Consider the following 13,271-nt stretch of genomic DNA (forward strand, 5'->3'; position numbering starts at 1 on the left):
TTGAGTATTCCCCTTGTTCAGAATTCGTGTTCTGGCGATCCAGATACCATTCCAGATTGCCCGAATTGAAAGTTTCATCGTATATCGACTAGTTCCTCCAGGAGGTTGTTGATCTCACCAAAGAAGGATAACTCGCCCTTCAGATAGGTGAGCAGAAACGCTGCATAGAGGAGAAGCAGCACCGTGAATGACAATGATTTCACGGCGAGCGACATGGCAAAAATATTGAGATGCGGTGCCGCGCGCGATACCAGCGCAAGCAGAATATCCGAGAGCAACAGGCCGACAATAAGCGGGAACGCGAGAGCCAGGGCCATGGTAACGATCCGTGTGCAAAGATTGAGAAAAAGCGTAACGCTCTCGGTGCGAAAGACCGGGGTGAACTGATCGACCGGCCATATGCGATAACTCGTATAGACAATGTCGAGCATCAGCAACAATCCGCCCAGCGACAGGAAAATCACGATCATGACGATGCTGAAAAGTGTACCCGTTATACTGGTTTCATGAGTCATCATGGGATCGATAAGCGATCCCATCGTCACGCCGCGCTGAAGATCCACTATGTCACCTGCTGCTTCTGCTGCCCAGAATGGAAGGCTCATGACAAAGCCGAGCATCGCGCCGAGAAGCATTTCTTTCATGCCCAGGGCCACCATCATTAACGGGCCCATATTCGTGTCCGTCACGGTCTTGTAAACAAGCGGCATGAGTGGAATGGACAATGCAATGGCCACACCATTGCGCAGGAGACCTGCAATACGGGCGCGCGTGAACAGAGCCATCAGGATCATCAGGCCGACCATGCGTGCCATTGCCAGTGCCGCAACCAGGACCAGAATATGGACCTGATGGAGCGCTGAAAAGATTCCACCGACCGATGTCATCGCGTTGCCCCCGGAAACTCCTCGAAAGCAACCGTTGCCTGGCGTGCGATGTCCTGACCAACTATCGGCCCGAAAATGAGGATCACGACCAGAATGACGACGATCTTGATTGCCTGAGGCAGTGACTGATCTTGAATCTGGGTCAAAGCCTGAAGGAGGCCGACGATCAATCCAACGACCAGGGCAGCGATGATTACAGGCGCTGATGCATAAAGCACCGATAGTAGTGCTCCCTGAACCCTTGTGAGAATGAGATCATCTGTCATTGCGCCTCTTCAGGAATAGCTCAAGATAAGGCCGTGCATCAGGCGCGACCATCCGTCGATTGCGACAAACAGGAACAGTTTCAGTGGAATGGATATGAGGATCGGTGACACCATGATCATGCCAAGCGTCATGAGGATGTTGGCGACAACCAGATCGATCACGAGAAATGGCAGATAAAGCAGGAGTCCGATCTCGAATGCACGCGTTAATTCGCTGGCAACGAAAGCAGGTATGAGAATAGACAGGTCATCGTCGCGCACGATGTCTTGCTTGGCGTCGGGCCATAAACGTTGAGTTGCGCTTTGAAAAAAGCTGCGTTCTTCCGGCTTGGTGAACCGCACAAGCTGGCGTTTGATCGGTTCGCGTACAAGTTCGGCGCTACGCATAATGTCGTCCGCCGTTTCGAATTTAGCCTGTCCCTCCACAAGTGTTCTCTGGATTTCTGTCAACATTGGCGTGGTGACAAACACTGTCAGGACAAGGGCTATTCCGTACAGAACGAGATTTGGCGGCATTTGCTGGATGCCTAGCGCATTACGCACCAGAAACAGCACAACGGATATTTTGAGAAAGCCGGTCATGGTGACCACTGCCAGGGGCAGGAGACCGACAATTCCGATGACAACAATGAGGGGAAGGATGTTCTGTTGCGCCTCAATCATTGTTGAAGATATTCACAACACGGATACCAAGTTTTTCACCCAGCTTTACGAGCTCCCCACGACCGACACGCTTGCCACTTGCAAAGATCGAGACCCCATTGTCGACGGGAGCGTCGAGCGGGATCAGAGCGCCTGCATCCAGACGCTGGACTTCCGCAAGGGGCAACGCCACACGGCCTGCCTCAAACACCAGAGTTACCGGTATATCGGCCAGGCCTGCAACGCTGTCGTCATCACCGTTTTCCGTCGTGCGTTCAGTAGCCATGTCGAAATCCCATTCAGATCCGGTTAAAGGAAGGAAGTGATCATTCAAATGCCAGCCACCGTTGACAGCCGAAACAGGGGCAGCCAATCGGTCGCCGATCAGACAACAGGATCGGCTTGCATGAAGTTCGCTGTCTGCCGGTAGAATGACATCGTCCCGTTCCAGTTCTTTCATCTCGCGGAGGGTAATGGTGGTTGCGCCGTAGAGAATGCGCAGGGGAACCGGAACCGATGTTGCAAAAAGCGAGGCCGGTTCTGCCGCCTGATCGAGCAGCGCCGCCAGCTTTTGCGCAAGTTGATCGCTGCCGATGGTCAGTGAGATGCTCATGCCGCAATCGGATCTGGCCGATATGATGGGCAGTAGCGGATCATCGTGAAAATCGACGTTCCCCCGGACCTCAAGGAATTCAATTCCGCTATTCAGCTTTTGTTCAAGCCAGTTCAATTCGTTATCAAGAATGGCCTCAAGCAGGAGGGTCAGATCTGCCAACGGCATAGTTTCGAAGCCGGTTGTTGAATCAGACCGTTCTAACCAGTCACCGAATAATGCGGCTGGGATATGAAGCGCCGCCCAGCCATAGGAGGTTGTTAGGGTAACGGAAACCTCGTGATGTGCGTCTGGCGGATAGTTGGTCGGGCCAAGAGTAAATGTCCGGTCCATTACTGAAAATGAAACCAGGCTCCGTCGCCGATTAAGCGCGTTAGCCGTATCAATGTGCTGGGTGGGTAGTTCGGGCAAGCCCAAAGGCTCAACGGTAGGGCGAAGCTTACCGTTGACCTGACTGGTGGTTGCCACCTGTCTTCTGTTTGCCAGCACCGCAACCATTCAGACTGGCCACCCGTCATCGTCTGGGGACTTGTTCAATCGATCGATCAACTCCTCAAGCTTTGTTTTCGAAGCACAAACCTGTCTGTATCGGCTCTGTTCGATACTCAGTTTTTCCATTGCTTGATCGAGAGATGATTGTGCCGCGCATTCCTCTTTCCAGTGGTGCTTGCCAGTTGCTGCGGCGTGCTGTTGAAAAGCCTCCAGATATTGCAGCCGGGACGTGTTGATGGTTTTACCCGCCATTGTGGCCAGTATCTCTTGCTCCATGATTGCAGCCTCGGCGACGTGTGCAAGGCGAAGTGCCGCCTTTTCGCGTGCCATGGCTTCCGCCTGTCGAGCCAGCTTTCTGACGCGACCGAGAGTGGCTCCGGCCTTTGTTTCGCGGAACTTACGGATCTCGCGCAGATGCTCGAGAACGGCTTTTTGTTTGGCGTGATTCAATCCGCTATCCCTCGCATCAGGCACAGGGTTTCTTCGATTGGTGCGCGCATTGGCTGTTTTTGCTGCAGGAAGTCATTGATCTTGTCGATCTTTGCAATCGCTTCGTCGGTTAGCGCATCGGAACCATGTTCATATTCACCGATGCGTATCAGAAGTTCCACCTCCTGATATCTGGCAAGGAGCCGTCTAATATGTGCCGCCGCCGCACGATGCTCATCGTCAATCACCTTCGACATCAGACGGCTATTGGAACGCACGACGTCGATGGCGGGAAAATGGTTGCGCTGGGCAAGATCTGCCGAGAGGAAGATGTGGCCATCCAGCAGCGCCTGAACTTCTTCGACAACAGGATCCTGAGTGCCGTCGCCCTCTATGAGCACGTTGTAAAGCCCGGTAATCGACCCGGTGGAGCCGGGACCGGCCCGTTCTAGCAAGCGAGGTAGAGCAGCAAAGAAAGAGGGTGGGAAACCGCGTCTGGTGGGAGGCTCCCCGGCAGCAAGTCCAATTTCACGCTGAGCCCTGGCGAAGCGCGTGATATTGTCGACTGCCAGCAGTACATGTTTACCTTGGTCGCGGAAATACTCGGCTATGGTTGTGGCAGCATGTGCTGCCTTGACACGTTCTATACCCGAGCGATCAGAAGTGGCTGCGACCACTACACAGCGCTGTCGTGATGCTACACCAAGATGGTGCTCCATGAATTCGCGCACTTCCCGGCCGCGTTCCCCGATCAGGGCGACAACGGTGACATCTGCATCGCTGCCTTCGACGATTTCGGCCAGAAGGAGTGACTTTCCGACACCTGGTGCACCGAACAGACCGACGCGTTGGCCCCGCGCGCAGGTTAGCATCCCGTCAATCGCCCGTACGCCGAAATGGATGGGTTCCGATATCAACATCCTTTCCATAGGCTCGGGCGCCTGGGCCATGACCGGATAGGAGTGCCAGTCGTAGCCAGGATCCAACGGTGCGCCATCGATGGGATTGCCCAAAGAATCGATGACCCGACCGAGGAGACCTGGTCCAACACGGATTTGCTGTACATTTCGTGTCGGGATGACCTCTGTAAGATTGGATAGGTTTTGAATGTCGCCCAATGGAAGCAAGATAGCGGTGTCGTCCCTTAGCCCAACGACTTCGGCTTTCCCTCGCTGACCTGATTTGGGGTCGACAAGATCACAGATTTCGCCCATGCGGGCTTCATCGATAGAGGCGCTAATCATCAGGCCAGTGACATCGCGCACCCGACCGCGACTGGGGCGAGAAACCCTGTTTTCGGTAAGTCCTCCGCGCAGTCGGGGGATGATGGAGGCAAACTTCGTGTCTGTTTCGTTCATTCATGCCCCGTTCTGGAAAACGTTGCATCAGGTGTCAGAAGGTTCGTGCGTATTGCTTCCAACTGTACTCTGAGCGTAGCGTCGATCACGGCCAGATCGGAGGACAGAATACAGGCATCGTCCGCCAGTTCGGGGTCGCCATGTATTTCAAAGGGCATCTCTTCATTCGCCATCAGGTCGGCCAGTTCACGACGCACTGCCTGTTCCATGGCTGGGTTGACGGCAATCTTCACGTATTTTGAGCGACGCAGATCCACCAGCGCCTGACGGGCCGTCTGGGCCAGTAGGTTGCCTGTGTCGAATGCGCCAAGCACACGCGTGACGATGTCGAGCGCGAGACTGGTGATTTCATTCTCCAGGGATCCGAGATATCGATCAACTTTGATGGTGGTGGTCTGAATCAGACGTGTGGCCGCCTTCTGGCCTTCGCTATATCCGTCTTCATAACCCTGTGCGTAACTGTCGCCATAGGCCTTGCGGGCCGCTGCCTGCTGTTCTTCTGCCGCAGCTTTGGCACTTTGGAGGAGGTTGTACCCCTCCAGCCAGACCCGTGCTGAAGATGCCTTGATGATGCGCCCCGTTGGGCCATTGGAGAACTTGACGGGGGCGGTGCTCGAAGTCATCGATAGCCACCGATTATCCGTGCAACGGCCAGCTTCGGATAATCGTCGAAGCGATATGTCCTGCTATGACTTTGTCCAGGTTTCCACATGTGACCGCGCCAGTTTGATTTTCGCGGCCACGATAGCCCCACAACACGGTGAGGAAAAATCCAAATGGATCGTCTGTATCGCGTGAGAGGACTGGCTCGGGGGATCTGCATAATGATGACAAATGGAATTTCTGCCTGAGTTCGGCGCAGATGCCCGGAACAGGCGATACCATGACACGACGACCCCGCCGGAACGATGCCCGGCTCTCAGGGCGAAAGTAGCACTTGCCCGTTACGGTGGCCTTACACAAATAGAGATCAACCACGACTGCAAGGTAGGCGAAGCCTTAGCAGATTCGGATGTTGGCGATGTTCGTCATCCGAGCCTGTGTTTGGAGCCGTCACGTCGCACTGTCTGTCAAGCATATTATCGATAATGACGGACGGTCTGCCGCCGTAGATGCTCCCGGCGACGGTTATAGCCAATCGGCGCGAATTGATTCCATCTGATTTTGTCACACAGAAGCATCGAAAGTCTGAACGCCGTATCTTGACATGTTTAGGCGTTTCATCATAAATATTCAGAATGCTGTTCTATAATGTAGAATTGCATGGAGGGGATAAAAATAAATGAGTGAGCCTGTGGAATTGCGCGGCCGGTTATCCGGTGCGGCTGACTTTTTGCACCTCAAATCAGGGAAGTCGCGAGCCATACATGCCTTGTCAGGGCATTGTTATCTGCGGCGATTTTCTGCGCTTGCAAGCATCAAAGGTTGGTGCGCCAAGCCAGGCTGCGTCGTTCTTCGCTCAACACCAGATCTACACGTTGCAAATGGAGGCAATGCATCATGACACTAAGCTTTGGTACTTTTTTTTCACTCGGTCGCCCCGTCACTCTCGCCGCATTTTTGGCTCTTGCCGCTGCGCCGTCGGCCCTGGCTGTCGAGATGATGGGTGAGTGCGAAGTGACTGGTGTGAAAGGCTCCATGCCTTTCACACCAGTCACTGCCGGCCAATTGACGGTACAGGTTAATCTTCCTTCGAACCCTGGCTGGAACAATGGGGATACGCCTGACAAGATCAAGGATGGTTACGAATATTGCCTTGGCGCTAACATTGCTCATCGCGCGGGCCTTGATGGTGTGAAGATCGTCAATGTTGCATGGGATGCGCTGGTCGCAGGTCGAACCAAAGATTTCGACGTGGCGCTTTCGCAGATTTCGATTACGGAACCACGTAAGAAAGTTGTCGATTTTTCGACGCCCTATTTCCACTCTGATTTTGGGATCCTGGTGAAGAAGGGTACGGTTGTCGACGCAGCCTCCATTAAGAAGATGCGCATCGCCGTGCAACAGTCGACCACTGCCGCTGATTTTGTTTCCAGCAAGCTGCAACCAGCCGAAGTCAAGGTGTATCAGGATGTAGCCAGCACGGTTACTGCGTTGAGGGCAGGTCAGGTTGATGCCGTGGGTAATGATACCGCTGTTGTACTCGGCTGGGCAAAGCGCTCAAACGGAGCGCTTGAAGTGCCTGGACAATTTCCGACAGGTGAAACATACGGCGGCCTTTATCCAAAGGGTTCCGATAATGCCGAAAAGATCAACAAAATCATCGAGTCGTTGATCGGTGATGGGACGGTGAAGTCACTTTCAGCCAAGTATCTCACGCCGGTGCTGGGCGCTGACCCGGCTTCGATCCCCTACATCAAGATGTAATCGCGCGAGGTTTTGAGCTGATGTCCTTCATTACGGATAGCGAAGGAGGCCAGATTTCTGGCCTTCTCAGCGGCAAGCGCCGCTGGAGTGCTGGCACGCCGCCCAAGGATGTTGCCGGTTGGGTGGCTGCCGCGTTGGGCGCCAGCGTCCTCGTCATTGCCTGTACCTGGAAAACGCTGCTTGACGTCAGGGCTGCCGCTGTGACGCTGGAAATCGGGGGGCTGTTCGTTGACGCGGTTCTGATGATCTGCGGTCTTGCCGTTTTGCTGCTCTTGCTACCAGGGCTCAGAAGCCTGCAAAATTCACGCGCTGCAAAAGCGGCGCTTGCGTCGGACAGTATGGTTGATGCCCGGGTGGCCAATGCAGCGTCGCGGGAGAACGCCTATTATACTTTGGGTGCGGCCGCTGCGGTCGTAGCCGTGATACTACTTGTGCAGTTCGTCATTGCAAATGATCTCGCCGTTGGGCGCACGTTCTTTCTGCTGCCGCTGATTGGAAGCACGTTTGGGCTGGTCGGCAAGGCATTCTGGGTCAACATCTATATTTTCGTCGTTGCGGAAATCTTTGTTCTCATTTGGGGACTGATAGTCGCCGTTGCACGGCTCATGCCAGGCAAAGCATGGCGTCCAATCCGTATGATGGCAACCATCTACACCGACGTATTCCGCGGGTTGCCAGCGATCATCAACATCTATCTGATCGGCTTTGGCCTCTCGTTAACAGGGCTGCCTTGGGTCAAAGATCTTTCACAGGAAACCTTTGCCATTATCGCACTGACCTTGACGCATGGTGCCTATACTGCCGAAATTTATCGCGCCGGTATTGAGAGTATTCATGGCAGTCAGGTGGCAGCAGCACGCTCGCTGGGGCTCACATATTTCCAGACGTTGCGATACGTAATCGTACCGCAGGCGGTGCGACGCATCATTCCACCACTCTTGAACGGCTTTATCGGACTGCAGAAAGATACGGCACTGGTTAATGTGATCGGCGCTGTCGATGCTTTCAATCAGGCCAAGATTCTGACCAGCAATTACTTCAACCTGTCGCCGGTATCCGGCGTCGCCTTCCTGTTTATCCTGATTACCATTCCACAGGCTCGTCTCGTGGACAAGCTGATGGAACGAGACCAGCGCCGCATGCGTGCCGGCGGCAATTGAGGGCTTCCGCACAATGGCAATGATTGAAATTCGTAACATCCATAAGCAATACGGTCACCACAAGGTGTTCGATGGCCTCAGTCTGAAGGTCGAAGAGCATCAGGTCGTCTGCCTGATCGGCGCGTCCGGTTGTGGCAAGTCGACCTTGCTGCGAACGATCAACGGACTGGAGGACATACAGTCCGGTGAAATCCGCATATGCGGCGACCGGATTACCGGCCCTGGTGTTGATGTCAACACGCTAAGACGGGATGTCGGTATCGTTTTCCAGAGCTACAATCTCTTTCCGCATATGACGGTACTTGAGAATGTCACATTGGCGCCGATCAAGGTGCTGGGTGAGGATCGTGCGGAAGCGGAAGCCAGAGCAATAGCGCTTTTGAAGCGGATCGGTCTCGACCATAAGGCGAAGGAATATCCCGACCGTCTTTCTGGCGGGCAGCAGCAGCGCGTTGCTATTGTCCGGGCGATGGCCATGGGGCCGATGGTGTTGCTTCTCGATGAGATCACATCGGCGCTTGATCCGGAACTTGTTTCGGAAGTGCTTAATATTGTCCGTGATCTTGCGGCCGAAGGCATGACCATGCTTCTTGCAACACACGAAATGGCATTCGCCCGCGAAGTTTCCAGCAAGATCTGTTTCCTGGCCGACGGCAAAGTGCATGAAGAAGGTTCGGCGGAAGAAATATTCGGGGATCCGAAGCAGGAGCGCACACGTGCTTTCCTGCAGCGGATCATCGAAGCCGGACGACTATAGGCCTCGCTTCAGCCGCTTCCTGTCGAGGCTATGATCCAAGGGAGAGTACATGCCATGAGTAAAATCAAGCGAGTACCACATTGCAGCCATTGGGGCGCGTATACGCTCCTTGTGAATGACGGCACCATTGTCGGCGTCGAGCCCTTCGAGTTCGATCCGTCACCGTCGCCGATCATCAATTCGGTAAAGGAATGGGGCAGCGGCTATCGCCGCGTGCCGCAGCCGCTGGTGCGCGCGGGTTGGCTGGAGAAGCGTGAGAAAAGCGATCGCCGCGGACGCGGGTGTGAGAAGTTCATACCTGTGGGATGGAATGAAGCAATCAACCTGATTGCCGAGGAGATACAGCGCGTCTCGCGTGATTTCAGTAATGAATCGATCTTCGCCGGCTCTTATGGCTGGACGAGTTGCGGACGTTTTCATCATGCACCATCGTTACTCAAACGTATGCTCAATCTGGTCGGTGGTTTCACCGGGCATGTGGACACCTATTCTACCGCTGCGGGGCCGGTCATCTTGCGGCATACGCTGGGAGATGATGCTGCTGGCGGTGGCCAGGCCAATACGCTCGATACAATTGCCGAACATACGGAAACATTGGTTGTTTTTGGTGCACTGTCACCGAGAACGGCACAAAGCGAAGCGGGTGGTATCGCAAGTCATTCGCTCGAGATATATTTGAAGAAAATTGCAGAGCGCGGCGTGAAAGTCATTCTCGTCTCCCCTTTGCGTGACGATATCCCCGATTGGGTCAATGCCGAATGGTGGCCGATCCGCCCAAACACAGATACTGCTTTGATGATCGGCATAGCGGGAGAGATATTACGGGCGGGCAGACACGACCTGTCGTTTTTACAACGCTGCACCAGTGGTTCCGAGCGCTTTCTGGCCTATCTGGACGGTGGTAGCGACGGTGTTGTGAAGACCGCCGAGTGGGCGGCGGATATCACGGGCCTCGATAGAAATCAGATCGTGTCGCTGGCGAAGCAGTTGGTAGACACGCGCTCGATGATAACGGTCAGCTGGAGCCTGCAGCGAGCGCATCATGGCGAGCAACCTTTCTGGGCGGCGCTGGGGCTTGCGTCACTGATCGGTCAGATCGGACTGCCGGGTGGAGGTGTCGGATATGGATATGCATCTCTCGGTGGTGTTGGCGCTCCGATCAATATTGGCAAGTCACCTGCAATCTCGCAACTGACCAAGCCCATTAACAGCTTCATTCCCGTCGCGCGTATTAGTGATATGCTTCTCAATCCAGGGAAGACTTACACCTATGAAGGATTGGTGCGGACCTATCCGGATATTCGTCTCGTCTACTGGGCGGGCGGCAATCCCTACCACCATCATCAAGATCTCAACAGGCTCTCTGAAGCCTGGACACGGCCGGAAACGATTATCGTTCAGGACCCCATGTTTACCGCTACGGCACAGCGGGCTGACATTATTCTTCCGGCAAATACATCTATTGAACGAAACGACATAGCGGGCAACAGACGATCCGATTTTATCATAGCCATGCACAAGGCGATCGATCCTGTTGGTGATTCAAAATCTGACTTTGATATTTTCAACGCCATTGCGATGAAGCTGGGTGTAGGCACAGCCTTTAATGAAGGCCATGACGAAATGGGATGGCTGCGGCACCTTTACGATATCAGCCGCGACGACGCGCGTGAGCGATTAGGCTTCGACATGCCGGATTTCGATATGTTCTGGGAACAGGGATATGCCCGATGTCCCACTGTGGATCATCACGTATATCTTTCCGGTTTCCGCGAACACCCTGAAAATCATACCCTCAATACCGAGAGTGGCAAGATCGTGATCGGTAGCGAGACACTCGCTTCACTGAAATATTCCGACTGCCGCGAACATCCTGCATGGATAGAGCCGGCTGAGTGGCTCGGTTCTGCTCAGGCTGGCAATCAGTTTCATCTTATCTCGCATCAACCGTCGGGACGTCTCCATAGCCAACTAGAAACGGGCGAGACGAGCAGGGCACAAAAGCGAAATGGACGGGAGCAAGCCCGTATCAATCCACTTGATGCCTGTGATCTGGGGATAGAAGACGGCCAGTCAATACGCCTGTGGAATATGCGAGGTGAATGTCTGGCGACAGCCAGCATTTCGGATGCTGTCCGGCAGGGCGTCGTTGTTCTCCCGACGGGAGCATGGTTCACCCCTTCCGGGAACAACGGGCTTGAGATTGCAGGAAATCCCAATGTGTTAACGCTCGATATTGGTACATCTCAGTTCGGGCAGGGGTGCTCAGCACATACCTGTTTGGTCCATGTTGAGTCCTATTTGGGGGACGCGGGGGATGCAATCGAAAAGTATCACGATCAACTCGTGGCCCTATCGGCTGTGGGCAGATGATACGAGGATAGTTGAGAGACCAGTCGGGGTTGCTTCTGCTTGAACAGAATTGTCGGAACTTCTCCAGATCTTTGTTTTTACGCATTTCTGAACGGAAAATTGCTGCTCGTTTTCCCTTGAGATGCTCCCAACCAGCAAGTGAGGGGTCATGGCCGCTGAGTTCGATGTAAGTGTATGTGGTAGTTATATTCTGGATATCTGCGGGTTTCCGGTAACCGATATCCCGCCGGGCGGCAGCGTTTCTCTTATCGAAGAAATCAGTATGACCGTCGCGGGAACAGCTGGAGGCACAGTGGTTCCATGCGCACGCCTGGGTCTTAAATCCCAAGCATTCGGTGCAGTCGGTAATGACGAGAAAGGGAGCTGGGTTCTCAATTCTTTACAAATGGAAAGTATTGATACGTCGCATATGCTGCGTTTGGACGGCGTGCAAACATCGGCCACGATCCTGCCAATCCGTCCTGATGGTTCGCGACCTGCAATTCACGCACGCGGTGCCTCCGCTCAATGGGTGATGACACCTGAAGCGCAGGCCGCAGCGATCAAATGCAAGGTTGTACATCTTGGCGGCGTCAATTCGATCATCGCCATGCAGGGGGAGCCTTCCATCGCACTTCTGAAGTCTGCCAAATCTGCCGGTTGTATTACGACCCTCGACCTGATTTCTGCGCGCAATGATACCTGGGCGCTGGTTGAGCCGCTGCTTCCATATGTCGATTTTTTCATGCCAAGCATTGATGAGTCGGCCATGATGACAGGCACCGACGATCCCGAGGCTTGCGCCCGTTTCTTCCTTTCAAAAGGTGCTGGGGCTTGTGCTATCTCGCTTGGCGCAGATGGTTCTTACTTCTTGAATAAGGAAGGACGGCAGTTCGCTCTTCCCGCATTTGCTGTGAAAGTGAAGGATACATCTGGCTGCGGAGATTCCTATACCGGCGGATTTATCGCCGGATTAGTACGAGACTGGGATGTCGAGGACTGCGCGAAGCTTGCCACAGCGACATCCGCCATTGTTGCTACCGGGTTGGGCTCGGGTGCGAATCTTGTTTCTTTTGAGAAAACTGTTGAAGCGATGAACTCGTTGCCGGTCTTGAAACACTGATCCTACAACAAACTGGAAAATGCGAAATGAACAGGAATGCCATCGTAACCGGCGGAAGCCGCGGTATCGGACGCGCAATAGCTTTGGGGCTTGCGCAGCGCGGTTTCAATCTCGCGCTTCATGATATGGAGCCACAGAAGGAATATCTTCTTGAAACCGTGAAAGCCGTTGAAGCTCTCGGTCGCCGCTGTGTGCCGGTTTTCGCAGATGTGAGTGATTTGGCTGAATGTCAGCGGGCGACACAGGAATCCATCGATGCACTTGGCCATATTGACGTGCTGGTCAATAATGCCGGCATTCTGAAAATGGCAACGATCGAGGAGATGACGCCTGAACTCTGGGACCAGACCTTTGCGGTTAATACCCGTGGTGTATTTCAGATGACGCAAGCTGTCATCGCTCATATGAAGAAGCGGCGTTACGGACGTATCGTGAATATCGCTTCGCTGGCCGCCCGGACCGGCGGGCCAGGCCAAGCGCATTATTCAGCCTCAAAATCCGCTGTCGTCGGGTTTACGCGCGTCTGCTCAATGGAGTTTGCCGGAGATGGAATTACCGTTAATGCTGTTTGTCCGGGCATCATCAAGACCGAGATGGGAATGAACAATCTGCGGGAGCCCGAAAAGATAGCGTATTTTGAGAAGGTCACAGATGTGCACCGGCTAGGCGAGCCTGAGGATGTCGTCGGACCGGTTGCTTTCTTCGCCTCTGACGATTGCGCCTTTGTCACCGGGCAGGCACTCAACGTCGATGGCGGTATTTTCTACAGCTGATTGAATATAAAAGGGCTGGCCGTTCTATCGGCCAGCCCCTCTACTACCGGTG

General features: G+C 54.1%; 13 protein-coding genes. 6 read left to right on the forward strand and 7 right to left on the reverse strand.

What is annotated here, in order from left to right; all coding sequences use genetic code 11:
* Positions 1-74 precede the first annotated feature (74 nt).
* From sctT to sctL, 7 genes are all read right to left on the reverse strand, one after another.
* The gene (sctT, locus tag CQZ93_RS17800) at positions 75-887 is read right to left on the reverse strand and encodes a type III secretion system export apparatus subunit SctT (protein WP_105543934.1); all 813 of its coding nucleotides are present in this window, start codon (positions 885-887) and stop codon (positions 75-77) included.
* On the reverse strand, positions 884-1,153 hold the full coding sequence (locus CQZ93_RS17805; RefSeq protein WP_105543935.1) for an EscS/YscS/HrcS family type III secretion system export apparatus protein: 270 nt from the start codon (positions 1,151-1,153) through the stop codon (positions 884-886). The genes sctT and CQZ93_RS17805 overlap by 4 nt, the downstream gene beginning before the upstream one ends.
* 9 nt (positions 1,154-1,162) lie before the next feature.
* Positions 1,163-1,816, reverse strand: coding sequence for a type III secretion system export apparatus subunit SctR (gene sctR, locus CQZ93_RS17810; protein ID WP_105543936.1), 654 nt, complete (start codon positions 1,814-1,816; stop codon positions 1,163-1,165).
* Positions 1,809-2,906 carry a type III secretion system cytoplasmic ring protein SctQ gene (sctQ, locus tag CQZ93_RS17815; RefSeq protein WP_105543937.1) on the reverse strand — a complete coding sequence of 366 codons (1,098 nt, stop codon included), beginning with the start codon at positions 2,904-2,906 and terminating at the stop codon, positions 1,809-1,811. Before sctQ ends, sctR begins: the two co-directional genes overlap by 8 nt.
* Positions 2,907-3,230, reverse strand: a complete 324-nt coding sequence (locus tag CQZ93_RS17820) for a hypothetical protein (RefSeq protein WP_146114468.1) — start codon at positions 3,228-3,230, stop codon at positions 2,907-2,909.
* 116 nt (positions 3,231-3,346) lie between these two features.
* Positions 3,347-4,687 (reverse strand): FliI/YscN family ATPase, encoded by a 1,341-nt coding sequence (locus tag CQZ93_RS17825; RefSeq protein WP_105543939.1) that lies wholly within the window; start codon positions 4,685-4,687, stop codon positions 3,347-3,349.
* Entirely contained in the window at positions 4,684-5,310 is a 627-nt protein-coding gene (sctL, locus tag CQZ93_RS17830) for a type III secretion system stator protein SctL (protein ID WP_105543940.1), read from the reverse strand. Before sctL ends, CQZ93_RS17825 begins: the two co-directional genes overlap by 4 nt.
* Positions 5,311-6,187: 877 nt before the next feature.
* Here sctL and CQZ93_RS17835 point away from each other — a divergent pair.
* From CQZ93_RS17835 to CQZ93_RS17860, 6 genes are all read left to right on the forward strand, one after another.
* Complete coding sequence (locus tag CQZ93_RS17835; protein WP_105543941.1) at positions 6,188-7,054, forward strand: ABC transporter substrate-binding protein; 867 nt, start codon at positions 6,188-6,190, stop codon at positions 7,052-7,054.
* A 20-nt stretch (positions 7,055-7,074) separates the two neighbouring features.
* Positions 7,075-8,214: an amino acid ABC transporter permease gene (locus tag CQZ93_RS17840; protein ID WP_105543942.1), complete on the forward strand. Its 1,140-nt coding sequence runs from the start codon at positions 7,075-7,077 to the stop codon at positions 8,212-8,214.
* 13 nt (positions 8,215-8,227) lie between these two features.
* Positions 8,228-8,971 (forward strand): amino acid ABC transporter ATP-binding protein, encoded by a 744-nt coding sequence (locus tag CQZ93_RS17845; protein WP_105543943.1) that lies wholly within the window; start codon positions 8,228-8,230, stop codon positions 8,969-8,971.
* A gap of 30 nt (positions 8,972-9,001) precedes the next feature.
* A complete protein-coding gene (locus CQZ93_RS17850) occupies positions 9,002-11,344 on the forward strand; it encodes a molybdopterin-dependent oxidoreductase (RefSeq protein ID WP_286154082.1) in 2,343 nt (780 codons plus the stop codon).
* Between the two features lie 148 nt (positions 11,345-11,492).
* On the forward strand, positions 11,493-12,446 hold the full coding sequence (locus tag CQZ93_RS17855) for a carbohydrate kinase family protein (protein WP_105543945.1): 954 nt from the start codon (positions 11,493-11,495) through the stop codon (positions 12,444-12,446).
* A 26-nt stretch (positions 12,447-12,472) separates the two neighbouring features.
* The gene (locus tag CQZ93_RS17860) at positions 12,473-13,219 is read left to right on the forward strand and encodes an SDR family NAD(P)-dependent oxidoreductase (protein WP_105543946.1); all 747 of its coding nucleotides are present in this window, start codon (positions 12,473-12,475) and stop codon (positions 13,217-13,219) included.
* Positions 13,220-13,271 lie beyond the last annotated feature (52 nt).

This window comes from Ochrobactrum vermis (assembly GCF_002975205.1).
GTDB lineage: Bacteria > Pseudomonadota > Alphaproteobacteria > Rhizobiales > Rhizobiaceae > Brucella > Brucella vermis.